The sequence below is a fragment of the Massilia sp. UYP34 genome (assembly GCF_056279385.1).
Window position 1 is genome coordinate 230997 of the sequence record NZ_JBWBRF010000005.1, and the last position, 26000, is coordinate 256996.

The window sequence follows — 26000 nt, forward strand, 5'->3', positions numbered from 1 at the left end:
AACCTTGAATGGCTGACCATGTTTGAATTAATTCGGACCCACAAGCGCTGGATGTACGGGATCCTGCTGCTCTTGATCATTCCTTCGTTCGTGTTCGTGGGGATGGAAAGTTACCAGAGCAATGACGGCGGCGCCGGTGTGGCCACCGTCGATGGCCAGAAGATCACCCAGCAGGAATGGGAAGACGCGCAGCGCCGCCAGATCGACCAGGCGCGCCAGATGATGGGCGAGCAGTTCGACCAGAAGCTGTTCGAGACCGCGGAAGCGAAGCAGGCGATCCTGAACAACCTGGTGGCCGAGCGCGCCATCAATGCCGAGATCGACCGGGCGCACCTGAGCGTGAGCGATGCGACCCTGCAGAAGACGATCATGGACATCCAGCAGTTCCGCCTGCCGGACGGCGGCTTCGACATGGAAGGCTACAAGGCCGCGCTGGCGGCGCAGGGCATGACGCCCGAAATGTTCGACCAGCGCCTGCGCCGCGACCTGGCCGTGCAGCAGCTGTCGGGTTCGATCCAGGCGACCGCGTTCGCGCCGCGCACCGTGGCCAGCCGCCTGTCGGACATCAACGACCAGGAACGCGAAGTGCAGGAAGTCGTGTTCCCGCTGTCGACCTATCTGCCGCAGGTGAAAGTCACCGACGAGATGGTCAAGGCCTATTACGACAAGAACGGGCAACTGTTCCAGATCCCGGAGCAGGTGAAGGCCGAGTACGTCGTGTTCGATGCGTCGACCGTCGAGAGCCAGGTGCAGGTCACCGACGCCGAAGTCACCGACTATTACAACAAGAACCTCAAGAACTACACCACGCCCGAGCAGCGCAGCGCGAGCCACATCCTGATCACCGTGTCGCGCGACGCCAGCGCCGCGGACCAGGCGGCAGCCAAGAAGAAGGCCGAGGCCGTCCTGGCCGAGGTGCGCGCCAATCCGGACAACTTCGCGGCGATCGCCAGGGCCAACTCGCAAGACCCGGGCTCGGCCCAGTCGGGCGGCGACCTGGGCGTGGTCGAAAAGGGCCTGTTCGTGAAGTCGGTCGAGGATTCGATCTATGCGCTGAAAGAGGGCGAGACGAGCGGCCTGGTGCAGTCGGAATTCGGCTGGCACATCATCAAGGTCACCGGCGTCAAGCCGTCGTCGCAGCGTTCGCTGGACGATGCGAAGGGCGACATCGCCGCGGACCTGAAGAAGCAGAAGATGGCGGCCAAGTACACCGAGCTGGCCGGCGTGTTCAGCGAGACCGCGTATGACCAGTCCGAAAGCCTGAAGCCGGTCGCCGACAAGCTCAAGCTGCAGATCCAGACCGTCGACAACCTGACCCGCACGCCGAACCCGGCGCTGGGCGACTCGCCGGTCAACAACCCGAAGTTCCTGGCCGCCCTGTTCAGCACCGACGCGATCAAGAACAAGCGCAATACCGAAGCGGTCGAGGTGGCGCCGAGCGTGCTGGTGTCGGGCCGCGTGGTCGAGTTCCGCCCCGCCGCCAAGCGTCCGCTGGCCGAGGTGGAAGCGCAGATCCGCCAGCGCGTGACGCTGGAAGAAGCGGCCCGCCTGGCGCGCGCCGCCGGCGAGGCGAAGCTGAACGCCGCCAGGGCGTCCGGCGACGCCACCGGTTTCGGCGCGCCCGTGAGCGTGTCGCGCACCAGGGAGCCGGCCATCAACCCGACCGCCGCGATCGCCGTGCTGAAGGCCGACGTGACCAAGCTGCCAGCCTATGTCGGCGTCGAGGTGCCGGGCCAGGGCTACGGCGTCTACCGCATCGGCAAGGTGTCGCAACCGGCCCAGCCCGATACGGCGCGCCGCAAGCAGGAATCCGACCAGATCGCCAACCTGGTGGGCCAGCAGCAGATGTATGACTACGTCGAAGCGCTCAAGGCCAAGGCCAAGGTGGAGATCAACGTCAAGCCGAATGAACTCGGCGTGAACACCGACGCTCAGTAAGCCGATCGTTGATTGATAAAAAGCCCGGCTGCGTGAGCAGCCGGGCTTTTTGTTTTCTGTGGATCGCCGGGCGGGGAAGGCGACGCCACCTTGCGCTGGTGCGTCGTACGGAGCGTTGGCGGGTTCAGCCGACATGTGAACGGCCGTGTGGCATGCAGGCGCCGTGGAACGCGTCGGCGGCAGAGCCGCCAACCCTACCGATACGGTGCGTCATGCGGTGCGCTGGCGGGGCCCCCGCCAACGCGTTCAACCGACATGTGAACGGCCGTGTGGCGTGCAAGTACCGTTGAACGCGTCGGCGGCACAGCCGCCAACCCTACCGATGCAGTGCGGCATACGTAGGGTTGGCGGGTTTCCCGCCAACGCGTTCAACCGACATGTGAACGGCCGTGTGGCATGCAGGCGCCGTCGAACGCGTCGGCGGCACAGCCGCCAATCCTACCGATGCAGGTGGCGCGCGGCCTGGAGAAAATCTTCCGGCGCGATGTCGTCCAGTTCGAGCGCCTCGGCCTGCGCATAGCGCACGAAGTTGCGGTCGATCGAGCGCAGGTAGGCCGGATCGTAGTGCTGCACCAGCAGCTGGTCGACCAGCTCCGCCATCGCGCCGTCGTTGGCCAGCGCGTGCCAGGCATCGATCTGCGCGCGGCCATGCAACTGCACCAGGCGATCGAGCTGCGCGTTGAGCGTCGACGGATCGGCGCAGAAGTGCTCGTAATCTTCCATCAGCAGGCGCACGCGGTTCGGGCGCGACAGCTTGACGGCAATGCAGGGCGAGGCGCGCATGCGCGCCATGACGGCATCAGGCACGCGCAGGTTGCCGACCTTCTTGCTTTCGGATTCGACGAACACCGGTTTGGCCGGGTCGAAGCGGCGCAGCTTGTCCCACACCAGGCTTTCGAACATCTTCTGGCTCGGCTGCAGCTCGTTCGGCAGGTGGCCCAGCACCGAGCCGCGGTGGGCGGCCAGCTTCTCGAGGTCGAGCACCTGGGCGCCAATGCCGTCGAGCGTTTCCAGCAAGCGGCTCTTGCCACTGCCGGTGGTGCCGCAGACGACGCGCAAGTCGAGTGCGGGCGGATCCGCCAGCGCGGCGCTCACGTGGGCGCGATAGGCCTTGTAGCCGCCGTCGAGCTGCGCCACAGGCCAGCCGACGCGCGCCAGGACATGCACCATGGCGCCGCTGCGGTTGCCGCCGCGCCAGCAGTACACCAGCGCACGCCAGTCGCGCGGCTTGTCGGCGAACAGCGTTTCGATGTGGCGCGCGATGTTACGGGCGACGATCGGCGCGCCGACCTTCTTGGCGTCGAACGCGCCGACCTGCTTGTACAGCGTGCCGACCCTGATGCGCTCCTCGTCGTTGAGGACGGGGCAATTGATCGCGCCTGGAATGTGGTCGAGGGCGTACTCGGCCTCGCTGCGCACGTCGATGATTGCATCGAAGGCGTCGAGTTGCGGCAGCAGGGCGTCGAACTCCAGGACTTCCGGATACTTCATGCTCATTGAAAGCTTATTTCTTGATCAGCGCCGCGAACTGCGGCCAGATGTTGTCGAGGATGATCGGATGCGCCTGTGCCGTCGGATGCAGGCGGTCCTGCTGGAACAGGGCCGGCTTGTCGGCCACGCCTTCGAGCATGAACGGCACCAGGGCCGACCTGGTGGACTTGGCGACGGTCTCGAACATGTTGAAGAAGCGCTCGGTGTATGCACGCCCATAGTTCGGCGGCATGCGCATGCCGACCAGCAGCACCCGCGCCTTCGTCTCTTGCGCCATCGCGATCATGGCGCGCAGGTTCGCTTCGGCGGACGGCACGGGCAGGCCGCGCAGGCCATCGTTGGCCCCCAGTTCGATCACGACGATGTCGGGACGGTGCTGCTTGATCAGGGCCGGCAGGCGCGCGCGGCCGCCGCTGGTGGTTTCGCCGCTGATGCTGGCGTTGACCACCCTGGCGGCGATGTTCTCGCGCTGCAGTTTGCGTTCCAGCAGGGCCACCCAGCCCGCGCCGCGTGCGATGCCGTATTCGGCCGACAGGCTGTCGCCCACCACGAGCACCGTTTTTGGTGCAGAATAGGCGCTCGCCGTCGCCATCAGGGTCAGGAAAGCGACGACAGTCAAATTTTTAAGAAAAGCAAGCATGCGTGATCATCCCGAGGCATTCAAAAACGGCGTCAGCGACGCCGGCGTTCATGCAGGCCGTCCGCCCGCGATCCAGGTAAGCGGCTTGTCGAAGAAGGTGGCCGACGCCAGCGGCGAGCTCACCATCCTGCAAAACGTCGATTTTACCGTGCAACCGGCCGAGACGCTCGCGCTCGTCGGCGCTTCGGGCTCCGGCAAGTCGACGCTGCTGGGCCTCCTCGCCGGCCTCGACACGCCATCGTCCGGCACCGTGCGGCTCGACGGCACCGACATCTTCGCCCTCGACGAAGACGGCCGAGCGGCGTTTCGCAAGGCCAAGCTGGGCTTCGTGTTCCAGTCGTTCCAGCTGCTGGCCCACCTGACCGCGCTCGAGAACGTGATGCTGCCGCTCGAATTGCGCGGCGACGCCGGGGCACGCGACAAGGCGGCCGAGATGCTGGGCCGGGTCGGCCTGTCGAGTCGCCTCAAGCATTATCCCAAATTCCTGTCCGGCGGCGAGCAGCAGCGCGTCGCGCTGGCGCGCGCCTTCGTCACCGAGCCGCCGCTGCTGTTCGCCGACGAACCGACCGGGAGCCTGGATGCCGCCACCGGCGAATCCGTCATCCAGCTGATGTTCGAGCTCAATCGCGAACGCGGCTCGACCCTGGTGCTGGTGACCCACGATCCGGGCATAGCGGCGCGTTGCGGCCGCACGCTCACCATCGCTGCCGGCCGCCTGGTCGAATAAATACGTCAACTGCCGGCGGCGTCCTTCACCAGCCGGTTCAATACCTTGCGCACGGCTGCCGGCAACTCGCCGGCGGTCAGGCCGATCGGGCCGACGCCTTCGTCAGCCAGCGCATCGGCGGCCGCCCCGTGCACCCAGGTCGCCGCCGCCGCCGCTTCCCAGCCCGGCCAGCCCTGCGCCAGCAGGGCGCCGCAGATCCCCGCCAGCACGTCGCCGCTGCCCGCCGTGGCCAGGCCCGCGTTGCCCGTGGGGTTGACCAGCACCTCGCCGTCGGGCCGCGCGATCACGGTGCCCGACCCTTTCAGGATCACCGTCGCATCCGAGCGCAGCGCCATCTCGCGCGCCGCTGCCAGGCGGTCCGATTGCACGACCGCCGCCGTCATTCCGAGCAGGCGCGCGGCTTCAAGCGGATGCGGCGTCAATACCGCCGGCGCCGCGCGCTGCGCCAGGCGCGATTGCAGGTCGGGGCTGGCGCCGATCAGGTTCAATGCATCGGCGTCGACCACCAACGGGCTGTCGCTGTCGAGCGCCCTGGCCAGCAGGCGGATCGCATTGGCCGAGCCGCCCATGCCGGGCCCGATCACCACGGTGCGGCCGACGAAATCGACGTCGTCGGCGGGGCGGAACATGATCTCGGGCTGGCAGCTGTCGTAGCCGGGCGGCGTGTGCAGCGCGGCGACGAATACCCGGCCGGCGCCGGCGTACAGCGCGCCGCGCGCGGACAGTACAGGCGCCCCGGCCATGCCGTGCGCGCCGCCGACGACGGCAACGTCGCCGAAGCTGCCTTTATGGGTGTTGTGGCGGCGCGCCGTCAGACGGCCGGCGAATAGCGGCAGGCCGTTCAGGCGCGCGCTCGCGCGCGGCAGCGCATCGGGGTCGACGCCGAGCGGCGCGACCCGGACCTCGCCGGCATGGTCGCGACCATCGGCGGTGTGCAGGCCGGGTTTGTCGCCAAGAAAAGTGATCGTGTGCGTGGCGCGCACCGCGACGCCGTCCGGACCGATCACGGCGCCGGTGTCGGCGTCCAGGCCGCTCGGCACGTCGAGCGCCAGGATCGGGCAGCGGATCGTCTCGAGGCCGACCACCAGCTCACGGTAGTCGCCGTCGACCGGGCGCTCCAGGCCAATGCCGAACAGGCCGTCGATCACCAGGCCCCATTCGGCGCCGGGCGGCAGCACGTCGATCCAGCCGACCGAGCCGGCGCGGGCGCGGTCATAGGCGGCCGCGGTTTCGCTCGACGCCTCGCGCCGGCTCGGCAGGTGCAGCACGGTGGCGCCGACGCCGGCCTCGGCCAGGTTGGCGGCGGCTTCGAGCGCATCGCCGCCATTGTTGCCGGGACCGGCCAGCACCAGCACCGGCCGGTCGCGCCGGCCTCCCAGCAGCTCGAGGGCGAAGTCGGCGGCGGCCTTGCCGGCGCGCTGCATCAGTGTGCCCGGCGCCAGGCCGGCATAGGCCGCCTGTTCGATGGCGCGCAATTGCGCGATCGTGTAAAGATATCGTTCCATGCTGGTGTCTCGTCGTGAAGGGCAGGGGTGATTGTCATGCATTTGCGCCAACGCCGGCGCGCCGTCCGTTCTACAATGGGCGCTTCACCCGTTAGCGCAGGAGCAAGGCATGGACTGGCAGTTCTGGATCGACCGAGGCGGCACCTTCACCGACATCGTGGCGCGGCGCCCGGATGGGCAACTCGTCACGCACAAGCTGCTGTCGGAGAATCCCGAGCAGTACCGCGACGCCGCCGTGGCCGGCATCCGCCACCTGCTCGGCGTGGCCGCGGGCGAGATGCTGCCGGCGGCGAGCGTCGAGGCGGTCAAGATGGGCACCACGGTGGCCACCAACGCGCTGCTCGAGCGCAAGGGCGAGCCGACGGCGCTCGCCATCACGCGCGGCTTTCGCGACGCGCTGCGCATCGCCTACCAGAACCGGCCGCGCCTGTTCGATCGCCACATCGTGCTGCCCGAGCTGCTGTATGCGCAGGTGATCGAGATCGACGAGCGGATCGGCGCCCACGGCGACGTCGTGCTGGCGCTGGACGAAGCGGCCGCGCGCGCCGGCCTGCAGGCGGCGTTCGACGCCGGCCTGCGCTCGCTGGCGATCGTGTTCATGCACGGCTACCGCCACACCGCGCACGAGGCGCAAGTGGCGCGCATCGCGCGCGCGATCGGCTTCACGCAAGTGTCGGTCTCGCACGAGGTGAGCCCATTGATGAAGCTGGTCGCGCGCGGCGACACCACCGTGGTCGACGCCTACCTGTCGCCGATCCTGCGCCGCTACGTCGACCAGGTGGCGGGCGAGCTGCCGGGCGTGAACCTGCAGTTCATGCAGTCGAGCGGCGGCCTCACCGATGCGCGCGCCTTCCAGGGCAAGGACAGCATCCTGTCCGGTCCGGCCGGCGGCATCGTCGGCATGGTGCGCGCCAGCCGGCTGGCCGGCTTCGAGCGCGTGATCGGCTTCGACATGGGCGGCACTTCCACCGACGTGTCGCACTTCGCGGGGGCGCATTCATCCGATTATGAGCGCGTGTTCGAGACCCAGGTGGCGGGCGTGCGGATGCGCGCGCCGATGATGAGCATTCATACCGTGGCCGCCGGCGGCGGCTCGATCCTGCACTTCGACGGCAGCCGCTACCGCGTGGGGCCGGACAGCGCCGGCGCCAATCCGGGCCCGGCCAGCTACCGCCGAGGCGGGCCGCTCGCGGTCACCGACTGCAACGTCATGCTCGGCAAGGTGCAGCCGAATTACTTCCCGCGCCTGTTCGGGCCGGGCGGCGACGAAGCCCTCGATGCCGCTGCGGTGCGCGCGCGCTTTGACGAGATGGCCGACCGGATCGGCGCCGCGCTGGGAGAGCGTCCGACGCCGGAAGCGGTGGCCGAAGGCTTCATCCAGATCGCGGTGGGCAATATGGCCAATGCGATCAAGCAGATCTCGGTGCAGCGCGGCCACGACGTGACCGACTACGCGCTCACCAGCTTCGGCGGGGCCGGCGGCCAGCATGCCTGCCTGGTGGCCGACGCGCTGGGAATGAAGACCGTGTTCATCCATTCGCTGGCCGGTGTGCTGTCGGCCTACGGCATGGGCCTGGCCGACCAGAGCGCGATGCGCGAGCAGGCGGTGGAAGAGAAGCTGTCGGACGCGGCGCTGGACGCGCTGGACACGCGCCTGGCGGCGCTTGGCGAGGCGGCGCGCGGCCAGTTGCTGCGCCAGGGCGTGGAACCTGGGCGCATCGCCCTGGTCGAGCGCGTGCACCTGCGCTACGAGGGCACCGATTCGGCGCTGCTCGTGCAGTTCGACGACGTAGCGTCGATGCAGGCGCAGTTCGAGCAGGCCTACAAGCGCCAATACTCGTTCCTGATGCCGTCGCGCGCATTGATCGTCGAAGCGGTGTCGGTGGAAGCGATCGGCCAGTCCGACGCGCCGCCGGAGCAGCCGGCGAGCGCGATGGCGAAAGAGAACGAGGGCGCGCCGGCGCCACAGGAAACCGTTCCCATGTACAGCGGCGCCGAGTGGCATGACACCGGCATCTACGCGCGCCGCACGCTGCAGCCGGGGCACGTGGTGCGCGGCCCGGCGATCATCGCCGAAGACAACGCGACCACGATCGTGGAGCCGGGCTGGCAGGCGCGGGTCACCAGCTACAACCACCTGGTACTGCAGCGCGTGCAAGCGCTGCCGGAACGGCGCGCGATCGGCACCACGGCCGATCCGGTGATGCTCGAGATCTTCAACAACCTGTTCATGTCGATCGCCGAGCAGATGGGGCTGCGGCTGCAGAACACGGCGTATTCGGTCAACATCAAGGAGCGCCTGGACTTCAGCTGCGCGATCTTCGACCACGACGGCAACCTGGTCGCGAACGCGCCGCACATGCCGGTGCACCTGGGCTCGATGGGCGAGAGCATCAAGACCGTGATGCGCGAAAACACGGGCCGCATGCGCTCGGGCGACGTCTACGTGCTCAACGATCCCTACAACGGCGGCACCCACTTGCCCGACGTGACCGTGATCTCGCCGGTGTTCGACGAGGGCGGCAAGGATATCCTGTTCTACGTCGGCTCGCGCGGCCACCACGCCGACATCGGCGGCACCACGCCGGGCTCGATGCCGCCCGACTCGGATCACATCGAGCAAGAGGGCGTGTTGATCAACAACTTCAAGCTGGTCGACGGCCTCGATGGCGTCCTGCGCGAAGCAGAAGCGCGCGCCATGCTGCAGGGCGCGCGCTACCCGGCGCGCAACCCGGACCAGAACATGGCCGACCTGCGCGCCCAGGTGGCCGCCAACCAGAAGGGCGTCGAGGAACTGCGCAAGATGGTGGCGCACTTCGGCCTGGACGTCGTGCGCGCCTACATGGGCCACGTGCAGGACAACGCCGAGGAAGCCGTGCGGCGCGTGATCTCCGCGCTCAAGGACGGAAGCTTCCATTACGAACTCGATAACGGCGCCCACATCGACGTCGCGATCCGGGTCGACCGGGCCACGCGCAGCGCGCAGATCGATTTCACGGGCACGTCGGGCCAGCTGCCGAACAACTTCAATGCGCCGTCCGCGGTGTGCATGGCCGCGGTGCTGTACGTGTTCCGCACGCTGGTGGACGACGAGATTCCGCTGAACGCCGGTTGCCTGAAGCCCTTGCAGGTGATCATCCCGCCCGGCTCGATGCTCAACCCGCATTATCCGGCCTCGGTGGTGTCGGGCAACGTCGAGACCTCGACCTGCATCACCAACGCGTTGTATGGCGCGCTGGGCGTGATGGCGGCGGCGCAGGGCACGATGAACAACTTCACCTTCGGCAATGCGCGCTACCAGTACTACGAGACCATCTCGGGCGGCTCGGGCGCGGGCGAAGGTTTTAACGGCACCGACGTCGTGCAGACGAATATGACCAACTCGCGCCTGACCGATCCCGAGATCCTGGAATTTCGCTTCCCGGTGCGGCTGGAGAGCTACGAGATCCGGCACGGATCGGGCGGCGCCGGGCGCTGGCATGGCGGCAATGGCGGCGTGCGCAAGGTGCGCTTCCTGGAGCCGATGACGGCGGCGATCCTGTCGAACAACCGCATCCACGCGCCGTTCGGGATGGCCGGCGGGGCGCCGGCAGAGCGCGGCCGCAACCGCGTCGAGCGCGCCGATGGGCGGGTCGAACAGCTGGGGCATATCGGCAAGACCGACATGGCGCCGGGCGACGTGTTCGTGATCGAGACCCCGGGCGGGGGCGGATACGGGGAGCCTGCCTGAACCGGTTTGCCCGATCCGCTCAGCGGTGCGGGTGACCGCGTCCGCGTCCGGGCCCACCGTGATGGCGCCCGCCATGTCCGCCATGGTGGCCGCGCCACTGGTGCCCGCCGTGACCGCGGCCCCAGCCGTGGTGGCGACCGTGCCCATGGTGGCGCGGGCCGCGGTCGTAGTACGAGAATCCCAGGCCGAGTGTTACCGGCGGATAGACGTAGGCAGGCCTGCCGTAGGGATACGCGCCGTAGTATGAGCTGGACGGATAGGCCGGATAGCTGGAATAGCCGGCAGCGGGAGCGTAAGCGGTGTCATAGCCGGCGTAGGGCGGCGCATACACGCAGCCGCCCAGGCCGCATGCGAGTAATAGCGAAAAAGTCAGGCGTTTCGCCGCGCCTTTGATCTGCAGGTTCATGGCAGACCCTCATCGGGAACGATGATCCATTCTAGCCCTGCGCCAAAAGTGCACGACGCGGGATTTGTAAGGAATTGCTACGCTACGCCGTCGCGATACCGTACTTGCGGCGCGCCGCCTGGTATTCATCCGCCAGCGCCGCCAGCCGCGGATGCTGCGCATCCTGCGCTTGTATCGCCTCGAGCAGGTTCGCCGCGGTGTGGCCCAGCGGGTGGTCCCACCCCAGCTCGTTCACCTGGCGCAGGATGCCGCCGGCGGTGGCCACCATCACCTGCAGATTGTGCGGCGCGATGTGCAGCGCCTCGAGCAGGGTCTGCACCGCGCCGCGCACGTCGCCCATATTGCGCTTCTCGTCGGCCACGCCCAGCAGGATCTGCGCCTGCGCCCGCAGTTGCTGGCCCATCCCCTCGACCATGTCGGTGCGGCCGGCATTGACGAACACGTGCATCGCCTGGTCGACCGAGACGCCGCTGCCGGTGTCGTTCATCACCGTGAGCATGACGTTTGAGGCCTGTTCGTCCAGCTGGTGATCCAGGCAAGCCTTGGCCAGGTCCATCCGCAGGCCAGGGGAGGTCGCGCCACCGGCGCGCAGCGCCGTCACCGCCGCCTGCAGCTCGGCCACTGCGGCGCCGGCGTTGCCGCTCTTGTCGAGCACGAGCGAGTTGGCGTAGGCGCGGCAGGCGTCCGCCGCCGGATTGCCGCGCATCGAGCGCTCCAGGTCGCGCAGCACGCCGGTGGCGCCGGACAGGTCGTCGCGCGTCACCAGCGCCTTGACCAGGTTGACGTGGTCTTCGGGATTGCGAAACTCGGAGTAGCGGGCCTTGGCCACCACCTGGCGGAACGATTTTTCGGCGCCGTCGACGTCGCCCGCCGCGAGCGCCACTTCGCCGAGCTTGCGCAGGCGCCGCACCACGTGCGGCGAAATCGCCACCGCGTCTTCGAGCACCTTCTTGGCCAGCTCAGGCTCGTTGCTCGCCTCCAGGCAGCGCGCCAGCAAGTCGTAGCCGGCCATCAGGCGCGGATGGGCGACCAGCAGTTCTTCGAGGACGGTGCGGGCGTCGTCGACCTGGTCGAGCGCGAACAGGGCGCGCGCCATACCCAGCGCAGCCCAGCCGACGGGGCGCTCGGCCAGCATCTCGCGGTAGACTCCGGCGGCCTCGTGGTGTTCGTTCAGGCTCGTGTGCAGTTCGGCGCGGATGCGCGCGAAGTCGGCGGCGTAGCGCGGTTGGGCGCCAGCGCCGTCGCGGCAGGCGGCGATCGCCTCGCTCAGCTTGCCCTGGGCCGCCAACTGCCAGGCCGGGAGCAGGGCGGCGCGCCGGTCCAGCGCGCGCTGGATGCGTCCGCTGAGCATGTCCACGGTGAAAGGCTTGAGGACGTAGTCGGTCGGCGTCAGCTCGGCCGCGCTCACCACCTTGTCGTGGATGCCCTCGGAGGTGAGCATGATGAAGATCGTCGAGGCCGAGATCAGGCGGTGGTGACGCAGGTCTTCCAGCAGTTGCTGGCCGTCCTGGCCTTCGCCGCTGCCGCCGGCCAGGTCGTATTCGCACAGGATGACGTCGTAGGGGCGCCGCTGCAGCTGGCGGATGGCCGTGTTGGCGTTGATCGCGTACTCGACCTTGTTGATCCCCGTCAGATTCAGCATGTTCTGCAGGCTGGTGCGCATGCCGGGGTTGGGGTCGACCACCAGTACCGCCAGGTTTCCGTTTTCTTGCATCGTCGCTCTCGTCTGTGCCGCTCGGTGCGCCACCGGGTGGGGGGCACATTGGAATATTGTCTACCGTAAAGATACCGGCAACTTTCAATCCGATCAAGGAATCTGCAGCGCCGCGTTGTCAGCCGGTCGCTGCCCTGAGCATAGAGCAAGGCTGTATAATAGCGGGCTATCTTCCACCCTAGCAGCCACGCTGCATCAACGACTGTCCAAGCCATGTTGATTCTGCCGGGTTCCAATGCCCTGTCCGCCTTCCGTAGCCAACGCCTCCTGAGCCAACTGCAAGCCGTCGCCCCGTCGATCGCCGCCGTCCAGGGACGCTTCTACCACTTCATCGACACCAGCGCACCGCTGTCCACTGACGACACGCAACGCCTGTCGGCCATGCTCACCTATGGCGAGCCGGCTGCCGAAACGCTGTACGAGGGCGTGACCGAGGAGTTCTTCGTCATTCCGCGCCTGGGCACGATTTCGCCCTGGGCCTCGAAGGCGACCGACATCGCCCACAACTGCGGCATGGCCCACGTGCACCGCATCGAACGCGGCGTCGGCTACACGGTGGTCCTCAAGAGCGGCATCCTGGGCAGCAGCATCGGCGCCGCCAAGAAGCTGAGCGGCGAAGAACTGGAAGCCGTCAGCGCGCTGCTGCACGACCGCATGACCGAATCGGTGCTGCGCAGCGCCGACGACGCCCAGCACCTGTTCAACGAACTCGAAGGCAAGCCGCTGGAAAGCATCGACGTGCTGGGACTGGGGCGCGAGGCGCTGGTACGCGCCAACACGGAACTGGGCCTGGCGATGTCGGAAGACGAAGTCGACTACCTGCACGAGGCGTTTACCCGCGCCCAGCGCAACCCGACTGACGTCGAGCTCATGATGTTCGCCCAGGCGAACAGCGAGCACTGCCGCCACAAGATCTTCAACGCCGACTGGATCATCGACGGCGTGAAGCAGGATAAATCGCTGTTCGGCATGATCAAGAACACGCACGAACTGAACCCGCGCGGCACCGTGGTGGCCTATAGCGACAACTCGTCGATCATCGAAGGCGCCACCGTCACCCGCTTCTTCCCGCGCGACGGCCAGGAATACGGCGCGTCGACCGAGCTGGTGCACACCCTGATGAAGGTCGAGACCCACAACCACCCGACCGCGATTTCGCCGTTCCCGGGCGCCTCGACCGGCGCCGGCGGCGAGATCCGCGACGAGGGCGCGACCGGCCGCGGCGCCAAGCCAAAGGCCGGCCTGACCGGCTTCACGGTGTCGAACCTGCTGATCCCTGGCGCCCGCCGTCCGTGGGAAAACGCCTCCGACGTCACCGGCGGCGAGCGTTCGGAAGCCGTGTACGGCAAGCCCGAACGCATCGCTTCGCCGCTGCAGATCATGATCGAAGGACCGATCGGCGGCGCCGCCTTCAGCAACGAATTCGGCCGGCCGGTGCTGGGCGGCTACTTCCGCGCCTATGAGCAGAACGTCGGCGCCGCGAACGCGGTCTACGGCTACCACAAGCCGATCATGATCGCCGGCGGCATCGGCAGCATCTCGGCCCGCCACACCCACAAGGACGAGATCCCGGTCGGCAGCCTCCTGATCCAGCTGGGCGGCCCGGGCATGCGCATCGGCATGGGCGGCAGCGCCGCCTCGTCGATGGCGACCGGCACCAACACCGCCGACCTGGACTTCGATTCGGTCCAGCGCGGCAACCCGGAAATGGAACGCCGCGCCCAGGAAGTCATCAACGGCTGCTGGCAGCTGGGCGAGGACAACCCGATCATCTCGATCCACGACGTCGGCGCCGGCGGCCTGTCGAACGCCTTCCCGGAAATCGTCAACGACGCCAAGCGCGGCGCGATCTTTGACCTGCGCAAGGTGCCGCTGGAAGAGAGTGGGCTGGCGCCGAAGGAAATTTGGTCAAACGAGTCGCAAGAGCGATATGTGTTGGCAATTTCGCCAGAAAACATTATAAAATTTGCATCGCTGTGCGAGCGCGAGCGTTGCCCGTTCGCCGTGGTCGGCACCGCGACCGAAGAGCGCCAGTTGAAACTGATCGACCCGCAGGAATGCAACGCGCCGGTCGACATGCCGATGGACGTGCTGCTCGGCAAACCGCCGAAGATGCTGCGCGACGTCGCCCACGTCAAGCACGCCTTCCCGCCGGTGGACCTGACCGGCATCGAACTGCCGGAGGCGGCGCGCCGCGTGCTGCTCAACCCGGCCGTGGCCGACAAATCGTTCCTGATCACGATCGGCGACCGCAGCGTGGGCGCGACCAGCGTGCGCGACCAGATGGTTGGCCCGTGGCAGGTACCGGTCGCCGACTGCGCCGTGACCGCGATGGCCTTCGAAGGCTTCGTGGGCGAGGCGATGGCGATGGGCGAGCGCACCCCGCTGGCCGTGATCGACGCCGCCGCCTCGGGCCGCATGGCCGTGGGCGAGGCGATCACCAACATCGCCGCCGCCGCGATCGACGACATCTCGGACATCAAGCTGTCGGCCAACTGGATGGCGGCCTGCGGCCAGCCGGGCCAGGACGCCGCGCTGTTCGACACCGTCAAGGCGGTCGGCATGGAACTGTGCCCGGCGCTGGGCGTGTCGATCCCGGTGGGCAAGGATTCGCTGTCGATGCGCACCACCTGGAACGACGACGGCCAGAACAAGGCCGTGGTCTCGCCGGTGTCGCTGATCGTGTCCTCGTTCGCGCCGGTCGCCGACGTGCGCCGTTCGCTGACCCCGCAACTGCGGACGGACAGTGGCGAGACCGCCCTGATCCTGGTCGACCTGGGCCGCGGCAAGAACCGCCTGGGCGCCTCGATCCTGGCGCAAGTGACGCAGCAGCTGGGCGACTCGGTGCCGGACGTCGATTCGCCGCAAGACCTGAAAGCCTTCTTCGTCGCGATCCAGCAGCTGAACAAGGACGGCAAGCTGCTGGCCTATCACGACCGCTCGGACGGCGGCCTGTTCGCCACGCTCGCCGAGATGGCCTTCGCCGGCCGCACCGGCGTGTCGGTCAACCTCGACATCCTGACCATGGAAGGCGAGCACGCATCGGACTGGGGCGACGCCAAGAACTGGACCGGCCAGGTGGCCGAGCGCCGCAACGAGATGACGCTGCGCGCGCTGTTCAGTGAAGAGCTGGGCGCCGTGATCCAGGTGCGCGTCGAGGACAAGAGCGCGGTGATGAACGTGCTGCGCGACCAGGGCCTGGGCGCCTGCAGCCACATCATCGGTAAGCTCAACGACCGCGGCGCGGTCGAGTTCACCCGCGATGCGAAAGTGATCTACAACGAATCGCGCAGCAGCCTGCACCGCCTGTGGAGCGAGACCAGCTGGCGCATCGCGCGCCTGCGCGACAACCCGGCCTGCGCCGATGCGGAATACGACCGCCTGCTCGATGAGAGCGACCCGGGCATGCAGCCGAAGATCAGCTTCGACCTGCTCGACAACGTCGCCGCGCCGTTCATCGCGACCGGCGTGCGTCCGCGCGTGGCGATCCTGCGCGAGCAGGGCGTCAACTCGCACATCGAGACCGCGTGGGTGATGCACCAGGCCGGTTTTGCCGCGATCGACGTCCACATGAGCGACCTGATCGCCGGCCGCGCGAAACTGGACGACTTCCACGGCATCATCGCCGTCGGCGGCTTCTCGTACGGCGACGTGCTGGGCGCGGGCGAAGGCTGGGCCAAGACGATCCTGTTCAACCCGCAACTCTCCGAACAGTTCGCACGCTTCTTCCAGCGCCAGGACACCTTCGGCCTGGGTGTCTGCAACGGCTGCCAGATGATGAGCAACCTGAAGTCGATCATCCCGGGCGCGCTGGCATGGCCGAAGTTCACCCGCAACAAGTCGGAACAGTTCGAGGCGCGCTTCGGCATGGTCGAAGTGCTGGATTCGCCGTCGATCTTCTTCGCGGGCATGGCCGGCACCCAGGCGCCGATCGCCATCGCCCACGGCGAAGGCTTTGCCGACTTCTCGCTGACCGGCGACCTCTCCGCCGTCAACCAGGCGATGCGCTTCGTCGACAACCGCGGCCAGGCCACCGAAGTCTATCCGTTCAACCCGAACGGCTCGCCGGGCGGGCTGACTTCGGTCACGACCACTGACGGCCGCTTCAGCGTACTGATGCCGCACGCCGAGCGCGTGTTCCGCGCCGCCACGCATTCGTGGGCGCCGGAATCGTGGGGTGATGAGTCGCCGTGGATGCGCATGTTCCGCAATGCGCGCAAGTGGGTTGGCTGATCGGCTGACGTCGTTTGAAAAACGCCTCTTCGGAGGCGTTTTTTGTTGGCGCGTGATCGAGCGATCGAGGGGCAGCGGAGCGATCTCCAGCCCGCCTGCTCGCAAGTTGCGATCCTCGTTAGCTTGTGACGCTCGCCAGGTTCAGCGTATAGGTGATCTCGTCGCCCGAGTCGGCATGCCGCGTCCAGCCCTGGCGGGCGTAGAACCCCTCGGCCCGCGTGCCGGCTCCGGTCGACAGCGTGACCTGCGCATACCCGACCTCGAACAGCCAGGCGACCGCGAGCTGCAGCAGTCGTCTGGCGAGCCCCTGGCCTTCATGATCCGGATCGACGAACAGCGCCCAGATCGAGCCGTCGAGCTTGTTGGCGTAGCTGAACGCGACGGTGACGCCATCGACCTGCGCCACCCAGCCGCGGCCATCCTTTTCCAGGAAGTCTTCATACATCCGTGGCGTGACCCGCGCCGGGTCGCGCAGCCGGTTCTCAAGCACCGATAAACGGACGCGGGACATGTGCGGGATATCGGCGACGGTCGCACGGCGGAAGACGGGAACAGATGCGCTCATGTGGACTCCCACAAAAGAAAAAAGCGCCCCCGCGGGAGCGCTCTTCGAAACGGCTGAACAGCGATTACTGCACCTTGGCCTTCTTGACCAGGCTTTCGCGATACGCCGCCAGCTGACGCTGCTGCAGGCCTTCCGCGACTTGCTGCTTGACTTCTTCCAGCGGCGGGACCTTGGTCGCGCGCACGTCTTCCAGCTTGATGACGTGGAAGCCGAACTGCGATTTGACCGGGGTCTCGGTGATGGCGCCTTTTTGCAGGGCGGTCATGGCTTTCGAGAACTCAGGCACGTAGGTCGCTGGGCTTGCCCAGCCCAGGTCGCCGCCGTTCTGGGCGCTGCCGTCTTTCGACTGCTTGGCCAGCTCTTCGAACTTGGCGCCGCCTTTCAGCTTGGCGATGATGTCCTTGGCGGTGGCTTCGGAATCGACCAGGATGTGGCGGGCGTGGTATTCCTTGTCGCCGATCATGGCTTTCTGCTTGTCGTACTCGGCCTTGATCTCGGCATCCTTGACCGGGTTCTTCTTGACGTAGTCGGCCAGCATCGCATTGATGATGATGCTCTGGCGGGCATTGTCGATGGCGGACTTGACGTCGGCGCGGTTGCCGATGTTCTGCTTGTCGGCTTCCTGGATCAATACTTCGCGGCTGATCAGGTCTTTCTTGATCGCTTCGCGCAGATCAGGCGAATCGGTGGCGCGGCCCTGGGCGACGACTTGCTTGACCAGCTGGTCGACCCTCGCTTGCGGGATCGCCTTGCCATTGACGGTTGCAGCGTTTTGCGCGAGTGCAGGCAGGGCAACCAGTGCGGTCATGGCTAACAACAGGCGGGCTGGCTTCAAAATCATTGTTGAGATCCTATATAAACACGAAAAGTATCGCCGCAGGCGACGAAAGCCGGCGCAAGATCAGCGCCGACGACAGCACATCTTACTGCACCTTTGCCTTCTTGACCATTTGCTCCTGGTAGTCACGCAGCTTCTCCTGCGCCAGGGAATCGGCGATCTGCGGCTTGACTTCTTCCAGCGACGGCAGCTTGACCGGACGGGTATCGTCCAGCTTGATCACGTGGAAACCGGCGTTGGTCTTGACCGGCACGTCGGTGATCGCGCCTTTCTGCAGCTTGGTGAAGCCGGCCGAGAATTCCGGCGGCAGCGCGTTCGGGGTGACCCAGTCCAGGTCGCCGCCATTGTTGGCGGTGCCGGTGTCCTTCGAGGTCTTGGCCAGGTCTTCGAACTTGGCGCCGCCTTTCAGCTTGCCGATGGCCGCCTTGGCTTCGGCTTCGGTCGTGAACAGGATGTGACGCACGTGGTATTCCTTGTCGCCGGTCTGCGCCTTGAACTTGTCGTACTCGGCCTTGATCTGGGCGTCGCTCACCGGGTTCTTGGTGATGTATTCGCGGGCCAGGGCGTTGACGACGATCGACTGGCGGGCATTGTCCAGCGCTTCGCGCACTTCGGGCTTCTTGTCGTAGCCCTGCTTGACGGCTTCCTGCATCAGCACTTCGCGGGCGATCAGGTCGTTCTTGACGGCTTCGCGCAGCTGCGGCGAATCCTGGCCCTGGCCCTGGGCCACGACCTGCTTGACGACGGCATCGGCGCGCGCCGAAGGGATCGCCTTGCCGTTCACCACCGCGAGGTTCTGGGCGAAAGCGGGAGCCGATGCGACGGCGACAAGGGCTAACAGCAGGCGAGCTGGCTTAAAGGTCATGTGTGTTCCTGTAGCGGGGATAGTTGCTGGACGAAATTAGAAGTTTTCTTGTGACTAGCAGTGACAATTGTCGGGCACATTACTTAAAACTGCCTGAAGCCGACACTCAGGACAGCTCGGAAGGCGCGGTCGCGTTGATGGCGAGCGCGTGGATTTCCGCCTTGTTGATCATATCGTGAACGGCATCATACACAAGACGATGGCGCATGACCAGCTTGAGGCCTTCGAAGCAGGGCGACACGATTTTGACCGTGAAATGGCTGCCGCCGGAGGCCGCGCCGGCGTGGCCGGCGTGCAGGTGCGAGTCGTCGATGATCTCGAGGGACGCCGGGGCCAGCTCGGCCTCGAGGATGGCGCGCAGGCGTGCTTCGCGGTCGATAGTGGTCATGCTTCTTCCTCCTTGATGTATTTCGAAAGCATCATCATCTGGATCACGATGAATCCGAACATGATGCCGGTAAAGCCGAACAGCTTGAAGCTGACCCACGCGCTGGTGTCGTTACGGAAGACCACGAACGCCATCAACAAGTTCAACACGCCCATGCTGGCGAAGAACAGGACCCAGCTGTAGCCAAGCCGGTTCCATACCATGTCCGGCAGCTTGACATTGGCCTCCATCACGGAACGGATCAGGTTCTTCTTGTAGAACACCTGCGCCACCAGCAGGCCAACGGCGAAGGCCCAGTACAGGATGGTCGGCTTCCATTTGATAAACAGGTCGTCATGGAAATAAATCGTGGCGCCGCCGGCAACCAGGATCACGGCCATCGAGATCCACAGCATATTGTCGACCTTGTGACCGCGCACCAGCAGGTAACCGACCTGCACCGCGGTGGCGACGATCGCCACCGCGGTGGCCAGCAGGATCGCCGACTGCGCAGGCGGCACCGCGCCGCCTGCGACCAGCGCGCCCAGGTACTCGATGGCCATGCGATGCGCCCAGTCCTGGTTGCTGTCGCCGTACTTGTAGACGCCAAAGAACAGAATGACCGGGAATAGGTCGAACAGAAATTTCTTCAACGCGCCACCTTCAGATCGGTTCGAACCGCATAGCGGCCGAGTTGATGCAATAGCGCAGCCCGGTCGGCGGCGGGCCGTCGGGGAACACGTGGCCCAGGTGGGCGTCGCACACGCCGCAGATGACTTCGGTGCGCACCATGCCGTGGCTGCGGTCGACCTTCTCGATCACGTTCGCCGGGTCGAGCGCCTGGAAGTAGCTGGGCCAGCCGCAGCCCGAGTCGAACTTGGTGTCCGATTCGAACAGCGGGGTGTCGCAGCACACGCAGTGGTAGATGCCGTGTTCGTGGTGGTCCCAGTACTTGCCGGTGAAGGCGCGCTCGGTGGCGGCGTGGCGGGTCACCTGGTATTCCGTCGGATCGAGCTGGTCGCGCCACTCGGCGTCGGTCTTGGTCACTTTGTCGGTCATGATTCTCTTTCGTGGTTTGAGAGGCCAGGCCCAAATATGGCCCGGGCGGGCTCAGGACGAGCAGCTCACCTCGAGGTGAGTCGCCCAGTCCGGCGGCAGGGCCGCATAGGATTCGTTGCCGGGCTGCTCGTCGAACGGACGTTCCAGCACGGCCAGCAACTTGTGCACGCCACCAAAATCGCCGTTCTGGGCCTGTTCGATGGCGATTTGCGCCAGGTAGTTGCGCAGGATGTATTTTGGATTGACCTTGTGCATGGCGTCGCGCCTGGCCGCGTCGGCGCCGCCTTCCTGGCGCAGGCGGGCGCGGTAGTCGAGCGCCCAGGCGTCGAAGGCCGCGCGGTCGATGAACAGGTCGCGTAAAGGTTCGTCCAGGGCCGGCTCGTCGACCCGCAGCTCGCCCAGGCGGCGGAAGAACAGCGTGAAATCGGCGTGGTTGTCCTGCAGCAGCGTGAACGTATTGTCGAACAGCGCCGCGTCGCCGTCCCGGGTTTCCTTCAGGCCGAGCTTGGCATGCAGCAGGGTGTCGAGCTGGCGGCCGAATTCGGGACGGTAGACGGCGAGCGCTTGTTCGGCCACTTCCGGCTCGCCGATCAGCGGCAGCAGGGCGTTGCCCAGCGCATAACAGTTCCAGTGGCCGACCGGCACCTGGTTGGCATACGAGTAGCGGCCGCCCTGGTCGGTGTGGTTGCAGATGTGCTTGGCGTCAAACGCCTCCATGAAGCCGAACGGGCCGTAGTCGAGGGTCAGGCCCAGGATCGACATATTGTCGGTGTTCATCACGCCATGCATGAAGCCGACCGCCTGCCAGTGCGCGATCATGCGCGCGGTGCGGCGGGTGACTTCGGCCAGCAATTCCTTGTATGGGTTGGCGGCGCCCTGGAACTGCGGATAGAACTGGCGGATGACGTAGTCGGCCAGGGTTTTCAGCTGGGCCTCTGCCCCGCGCGAAGCCCAGTGCTCGAAGGAACCGAAGCGCACGAAGGTGGGCGCCATGCGCGTCACCACGGCAGTGCTTTCCATGGTCTCGCGCGCCACCTGCTGGGGCGAGCCGGTCACCACCAGCGCCCGCGTGGTCGGGATGCCGAGCGCGGCCATGGCTTCGGAACACAGGAATTCGCGGATCGACGAGCGCAGCACGGCGCGGCCGTCGCCCATGCGCGAATACGGCGTGCGGCCGGCGCCCTTGAGCTGGAGTTCCATCGGGCCGTCCGGCGTGCCGACCTCGCCGAGCGTGATCGCACGGCCGTCGCCCAGCTGCCCGGCCCAGACGCCGAACTGGTGGCCGGAATACACGGCGGACAGAGGTTGCGAACGCGCCGCGACCTTGTTGCCGGTAAACACCTCAACGAAATCGGGACGCGCGAGATCGGCCGCATCGAGCCCGATCAGGGCGGCGGCGGGGCCGCTCGCCGCGATGAAATGGGGCGAAGGCAGCGGCGTCGGCATGAGGCGCGTGTAAAACGCCGGCGGCAATTCGGCGAACGAATTGTTCAGTGGAAGTTCGTCGGCAATGATGGCAGTGTCCGTTGAAAAGTAAACAAAGTTGGCGCGATTTTACCGCACCCGACCGATTCTATTCGCGCACCGGTGCGATGTGGGCCGGCGTTACATCCGGTAACCGCCCATTGTCGATCGGGGTCAAGGCGTTGATGCGGTGCATCATCGAATCCGGTTGACGCGCGCCCGATACGAGCGCGACACTACCTTGTCATCCTTACCATGGAAACGCGATGCACGAACATGCAATGACGCCTTTGCCAGGCCAGATGATGGATCAGCCGCTGCTGATCTCGGGCATCCTCGAGTTCGCGGCACGCCATTACGGCGCCACCGAGATCGTCTCGCGCCGCGTCGAGGGCGACCTGCACCGGACCACCTACCGCGAGTGCGCTCGCCGCGCGCGCCAGCTGGCCAATGCCCTCGCGACATTGGGAGTGGGCATGGGCGAGCGCGTCGCGACCCTGGCCTGGAATGGCTATCGCCACCTGGAACTGTACTATGGCGTGTCCGGCTCGGGCGCGGTGCTGCACACGATCAATCCGCGCCTGCATCCCGAACAGATCGCCTACATCGTCAACCATGCCGACGACCGGGTCCTGTTCTTCGACCTCACCTTCTTGCCGGCGGTCGAGGCGATGGCGCGCGAATGCAAGACCGTCAAGGCGTACGTCGCCCTGTGCGGCCGCGAGCACATGCCGCCCGCCACCGCGATTCCCGGCCTGCTGTGCTATGAAGAGCTGATCGAGGCCGCCTCTGGCGACTACGACTGGCCGCAGTTCGACGAGCGTTCGGCGGCGACGCTGTGCTACACCTCGGGCACGACCGGCAACCCCAAAGGCGCGTTGTATTCGCACCGCTCGACCGTGCTGCACGCCTATGCGTCGGCGCTGCCGAACGCGCTCGCCATCGGGAGCGCCGACGTGGTGCTGCCGGTGGTGCCGATGTTCCACGTCAACGCCTGGGGCTTGCCGTACTCGGCGCCGCTGGTGGGCGCGAAGCTGGTGTTTCCGGGGCCGGCGCTGGACGGCAAGTCGCTGTACGACTTGTTCGAGGCCGAGGGCGTGACCTTCTCGGCCGGCGTGCCCACGGTCTGGCTGGGCTTGATCAACCACGTGCTGGAGGGCGGCTTGCGCTTCTCCACCTTCCGTCGCACCGTGATCGGCGGCTCGGCCTGTCCGCCGGCGATGATGGACGCCCTGATCGATCGCCTCGGCGTCCAGGTCGTGCACGCCTGGGGCATGACCGAGATGTCGCCGCTCGGCACCGCCTGCTCGCTGCAGTCGAAGCACGCGGCCATGCCGCAGGGCGCCCAGCGCGCCGTGCTGAGAAAGCAGGGCCATGCGATCTGCGGCGTCGACATGAAGATCGTCGACGACGACGGCGCCGAACTACCCTGGGATGGCGCGACCCCTGGCCACCTGCTGGTCAAGGGACCGTGGGTGGTGTCCGGCTATTTCCGCGGCGAGGGCGGCGACGTGCTGCAAGACGGCTGGTTCCCGACCGGCGACGTGGCCACCATCGACGCCGACGGCTACCTGGAGATCACCGACCGCAGCAAGGACGTGATCAAGTCGGGCGGCGAGTGGATCGGGACGATCGAGCTCGAGAACGTGGCGATGTCGCACCCGGCGGTGCTGCAGGCGGCCTGCATCGGCGTGCAGCATGCGAAGTGGGCCGAACGGCCGTTGATGGTGGTGGTGCGCCGGCCGGGCATGACGGTCACGCGCGAAGCGCTGCTGGCCTGGTTCGACGGCAAGGTCGCCAGGTGGTGGACGCCGGACGACGTGGTGTTCGCCGACAGCCTGCCGGTGGGTGGCACCGGCAAGATCCAGAAGAACAAGCTGCGCGAGGCGTATGCGGGGCACCGGCTGCCGGCGGCTTGATGCCGGCAGATCGGGGCGGCATGGGGTGCGGCGGCGTCAACAGCGCGCGGCGCGCGAGCGGGGGCAGGTAGACTGTTATCACTTTTGACAACTTTCGACCACAGGATTTTCCATGCGCCTCCTCATCGCCCTCATTCTTCCCTGGCTGACCTTCTTCACCATCGGGCGCCCAGTCGCCGGCATCATCTGCCTGCTCCTGCAAATCACGCTGATCGGCTGGCTGCCTGCGGCGATCTGGGCTGTCTACGCCCTCAGCCAGTACAAGACCGACCAGAAGATCGAGCGCGCGCGCCACCAGCGCGACGTGTGACCGGGGCGGCGCCCTAAATAGTACGTTCGTGCATTTTCTGCGGTATAGTGGACGGCTCAGCCAGCACCACCTCCAAGGAGCACGACAGACATGAGCGCCGACTACCAGGTCCACGGCAGCGTTGCCGTCATCACCCTGAACAATCCGCCGGTCAACGGCCTGGGGCTCGCCACGCGCAGCGCCGCCGTGCAGGGCGTGCAGGCGGCCGAGAGCGATCCGGCGGTGAAGGCGATCGTGCTCACGGGCGCCGGCAAGGCCTTTTCGGGCGGCGCCGACATCCGCGAGTTCAATTCTCCGAAAGCGCTCACCGAGCCGACCCTGCATTCGCTGATCCGGGCGGTCGAGGGCGCCGCCAAGCCCGTGGTGGCGGCGATCCACGGGGTGGCCATGGGCGGCGGGCTGGAGCTGGCGCTGGGTTGCCACTACCGCGTGGCGCTGCCGGGCGCCCAGATCGCGCTGCCCGAAGTCAAGCTGGGCCTGCTCCCGGGCGCCGGCGGCACCCAGCGCCTGCCGCGCCTGCTTGGCCTGGAACAGGCGCTGGACATGATCGTCGGCGGCAGAGCGATCCCGTCCGAGAAGCTCGCCGGTTCGCCGCTGTTCGACGAAGTCTTCCCCGCCGGCGCCGAGCTGCTGCCGGCCGCCATTGCCTTTGCCGAGAAGGTCGCCGCTGTGCGCCCGCTGCCGAAGGTGCGCGATCGCCAGGTGACGCATCCCGACGCGGCCGGCTTCCTGGCCAGCGCGCGGGCGCAGGTCGATGGCAGCGCCGGGCCGTTCCCGGCGCCGCGCGCCTGCGTCGAAGCGGTGGCGGCCTCGGTGGCGGCCGCCTCGTTCGAGGATGGCCTGCGCTTCGAGCGCGAATGCTTCATTCATCTGACCACGACGAGCGAATCGAAGGCGCTGCGCCATGCCTTCTTCGCCGAACGTTCGGCCGCCAAGGTGCCCGACCTGGCCGCCGACACGCCGCTACGCCGCATCGCGGCGGCGGCGGTCGTCGGCGCCGGCACCATGGGGCGCGGGATCGCCATGAGCTTCGCCAACGCCGGCATTCCGGTGACGCTGCTCGAGACGCGGCAGGACGCCCTCGACCATGGGCTGGCCGCGATCCGCACGGTGTACGAGAGCGGCGTGCGCAAGGGCAAGCTGGAAGCCGGACAGGTCGGCCAGCGCATGGCCCTGATCCAGGGCGCGCTGTCCTATGACGCCATCGCCCAGGCCGACATCGTGGTCGAGGCGGTGTTCGAAGACATGGAAGTCAAGGAGCGCGTGTTCCGCGCGCTGGACGAGACGATGAAGCCTGGCGCGATCCTGGCCACCAATACCTCGACGCTCGACGTCGACCGGATCGCCGCATTCACCGGGCGAGCGCAGGACGTGATCGGCCTGCATTTCTTCAGCCCGGCCCACGTGATGAAGCTGCTCGAGATCGTGCCCGGCGCGCACACCGGCATGGACGTGCTGGCCACCGCGCTGGCGCTGTCGAAAAAGCTGAAAAAGACCGGCGTGGTGTCGGGCGTGTGCGATGGCTTCATCGGCAACCGCATGCTGGAGCAGTACCTGCGCCAGGCCATGTTCCTGCTGGAAGAAGGCGCGCTGCCGGAACAGGTCGACCGCGCGATCGAGGCGTTCGGCTTCGCCATGGGCCCGTTCCGCATGAGCGACCTGGCGGGCAACGACATCGGCTGGCAGATCCGCAAGCGGCGCGCGCTGGAGTCGCCGGGCTTTTCCTGGTCGAAGCTGCCCGACCTGCTGTGCGAACAGGGACGGTTCGGGCAGAAGACCGGGGCCGGCTGGTACGACTATCGCGCGGGCGAGCGCACGGCGCTGCCGTCGCAGACGGTCAACGACATGGTCGTGCGCCATGCGGCCGACATCGGCGTGGCGCGGCGCGAGGTCGCGGACGAGGAGATCGTCGAGCGCCTGGTGTATGCGCTGGTGAACGAAGGCGCGAAGATCGTGGAGGAGGGCATTGCGCTGCGCGCATCCGACGTCGACATGGTGTACCTGAGCGGGTACGGTTTCCCGTTGCACCGGGGCGGGCCGATGCATTACGCGGACAGCGTGGGTTTGCCCAAGGTGCTGGAGGCGGTCGAAGGGTTTGCCCGCGCGCGCCAGGGCGAGGCGTGGCAGCCGGCGCCGCTGCTGGTACGCCTGGCGGCGCTGGGACGGGGTTTTAACGGGTAAACAACGTTCGGGATGCGGCCGGTTCAAAAAAATGCCGCTGGGGAGCCA

General features: G+C 66.9%; 19 protein-coding genes. 7 read left to right on the top strand and 12 right to left on the bottom strand.

Annotated elements, in window-relative coordinates:
* The first annotated feature begins 18 nt into the window (after positions 1–18).
* Complete coding sequence (locus tag ACZ9AQ_RS11560) at positions 19–1938, top strand: SurA N-terminal domain-containing protein (RefSeq protein WP_429205393.1); 1920 nt, start codon at positions 19–21, stop codon at positions 1936–1938.
* 438 nt (positions 1939–2376) lie between these two features.
* Here the strand turns inward: ACZ9AQ_RS11560 and mnmH are convergent, their stop codons facing one another.
* Together mnmH and ACZ9AQ_RS11570 are read right to left on the bottom strand one after the other, a co-directional pair.
* Entirely contained in the window at positions 2377–3429 is a 1053-nt protein-coding gene (gene mnmH / locus ACZ9AQ_RS11565; RefSeq protein WP_429205500.1) for a tRNA 2-selenouridine(34) synthase MnmH, read from the bottom strand.
* A 13-nt stretch (positions 3430–3442) separates the two neighbouring features.
* Entirely contained in the window at positions 3443–4069 is a 627-nt protein-coding gene (locus ACZ9AQ_RS11570) for an arylesterase (protein ID WP_429205391.1), read from the bottom strand.
* Between ACZ9AQ_RS11570 and ACZ9AQ_RS11575 the strand changes: the two genes are divergently transcribed.
* Positions 4068–4796, top strand: a complete 729-nt coding sequence (locus tag ACZ9AQ_RS11575; RefSeq protein ID WP_429205390.1) for an ABC transporter ATP-binding protein — start codon at positions 4068–4070, stop codon at positions 4794–4796. The two genes, ACZ9AQ_RS11570 and ACZ9AQ_RS11575, sit on opposite strands and share 2 nt — an antisense overlap.
* A 5-nt stretch (positions 4797–4801) precedes the next feature.
* Here the strand turns inward: ACZ9AQ_RS11575 and ACZ9AQ_RS11580 are convergent, their stop codons facing one another.
* Entirely contained in the window at positions 4802–6301 is a 1500-nt protein-coding gene (locus tag ACZ9AQ_RS11580) for an NAD(P)H-hydrate dehydratase (protein ID WP_429205388.1), read from the bottom strand.
* 109 nt (positions 6302–6410) lie between these two features.
* Here ACZ9AQ_RS11580 and ACZ9AQ_RS11585 point away from each other — a divergent pair, with 109 nt between their 5' ends.
* The gene (locus tag ACZ9AQ_RS11585; protein ID WP_429205386.1) at positions 6411–10031 is read left to right on the top strand and encodes a hydantoinase B/oxoprolinase family protein; all 3621 of its coding nucleotides are present in this window, start codon (positions 6411–6413) and stop codon (positions 10029–10031) included.
* Between the two features lie 19 nt (positions 10032–10050).
* On the opposite strand, the gene ACZ9AQ_RS11590 is transcribed toward ACZ9AQ_RS11585, so the two are convergent.
* Complete coding sequence (locus ACZ9AQ_RS11590) at positions 10051–10437, bottom strand: hypothetical protein (protein ID WP_429205384.1); 387 nt, start codon at positions 10435–10437, stop codon at positions 10051–10053.
* An 82-nt stretch (positions 10438–10519) separates the two neighbouring features.
* Positions 10520–12151: a response regulator gene (locus ACZ9AQ_RS11595; protein ID WP_429205382.1), complete on the bottom strand. Its 1632-nt coding sequence runs from the start codon at positions 12149–12151 to the stop codon at positions 10520–10522.
* Positions 12152–12364: 213 nt separating this feature from the next.
* Between ACZ9AQ_RS11595 and purL the strand changes: the two genes are divergently transcribed.
* Positions 12365–16384 (top strand): phosphoribosylformylglycinamidine synthase, encoded by a 4020-nt coding sequence (purL, locus tag ACZ9AQ_RS11600; RefSeq protein ID WP_429205381.1) that lies wholly within the window; start codon positions 12365–12367, stop codon positions 16382–16384.
* A gap of 118 nt (positions 16385–16502) precedes the next feature.
* Here purL and ACZ9AQ_RS11605 read toward each other — a convergent pair whose 3' ends face one another.
* The 7 genes from ACZ9AQ_RS11605 to ACZ9AQ_RS11635 all read right to left on the bottom strand — a co-directional run bounded on the left by ACZ9AQ_RS11605 (position 16503) and on the right by ACZ9AQ_RS11635 (position 21593).
* A complete protein-coding gene (locus tag ACZ9AQ_RS11605; RefSeq protein ID WP_429205379.1) occupies positions 16503–16949 on the bottom strand; it encodes a GNAT family N-acetyltransferase in 447 nt (148 codons plus the stop codon).
* A 64-nt stretch (positions 16950–17013) separates the two neighbouring features.
* The gene (locus tag ACZ9AQ_RS11610) at positions 17014–17790 is read right to left on the bottom strand and encodes a peptidylprolyl isomerase (protein ID WP_429205378.1); all 777 of its coding nucleotides are present in this window, start codon (positions 17788–17790) and stop codon (positions 17014–17016) included.
* Between the two features lie 82 nt (positions 17791–17872).
* Complete coding sequence (locus tag ACZ9AQ_RS11615) at positions 17873–18652, bottom strand: peptidylprolyl isomerase (protein WP_429205377.1); 780 nt, start codon at positions 18650–18652, stop codon at positions 17873–17875.
* A 106-nt stretch (positions 18653–18758) separates the two neighbouring features.
* Positions 18759–19040 (bottom strand): BolA family protein, encoded by a 282-nt coding sequence (locus ACZ9AQ_RS11620; RefSeq protein WP_429205376.1) that lies wholly within the window; start codon positions 19038–19040, stop codon positions 18759–18761.
* A complete protein-coding gene (locus ACZ9AQ_RS11625; RefSeq protein ID WP_429205374.1) occupies positions 19037–19672 on the bottom strand; it encodes a septation protein A in 636 nt (211 codons plus the stop codon). Before ACZ9AQ_RS11625 ends, ACZ9AQ_RS11620 begins: the two co-directional genes overlap by 4 nt.
* A gap of 10 nt (positions 19673–19682) precedes the next feature.
* Positions 19683–20078: a peptide-methionine (R)-S-oxide reductase MsrB gene (gene msrB / locus ACZ9AQ_RS11630; RefSeq protein ID WP_429205372.1), complete on the bottom strand. Its 396-nt coding sequence runs from the start codon at positions 20076–20078 to the stop codon at positions 19683–19685.
* Positions 20079–20129: 51 nt separating this feature from the next.
* Positions 20130–21593: a protein adenylyltransferase SelO gene (locus tag ACZ9AQ_RS11635; protein WP_429205499.1), complete on the bottom strand. Its 1464-nt coding sequence runs from the start codon at positions 21591–21593 to the stop codon at positions 20130–20132.
* Between the two features lie 215 nt (positions 21594–21808).
* On the opposite strand from ACZ9AQ_RS11635, the gene ACZ9AQ_RS11640 reads away from it, so the two are divergent.
* The 3 genes from ACZ9AQ_RS11640 to ACZ9AQ_RS11650 all read left to right on the top strand — a co-directional run bounded on the left by ACZ9AQ_RS11640 (position 21809) and on the right by ACZ9AQ_RS11650 (position 25952).
* Complete coding sequence (locus ACZ9AQ_RS11640; RefSeq protein WP_429205371.1) at positions 21809–23461, top strand: 3-(methylthio)propionyl-CoA ligase; 1653 nt, start codon at positions 21809–21811, stop codon at positions 23459–23461.
* 112 nt (positions 23462–23573) lie between these two features.
* Complete coding sequence (locus tag ACZ9AQ_RS11645; RefSeq protein WP_429205369.1) at positions 23574–23771, top strand: YqaE/Pmp3 family membrane protein; 198 nt, start codon at positions 23574–23576, stop codon at positions 23769–23771.
* Between the two features lie 90 nt (positions 23772–23861).
* Positions 23862–25952 carry a 3-hydroxyacyl-CoA dehydrogenase NAD-binding domain-containing protein gene (locus ACZ9AQ_RS11650; protein WP_429205367.1) on the top strand — a complete coding sequence of 697 codons (2091 nt, stop codon included), beginning with the start codon at positions 23862–23864 and terminating at the stop codon, positions 25950–25952.
* The last annotated feature ends 48 nt before the right edge of the window (positions 25953–26000 follow it).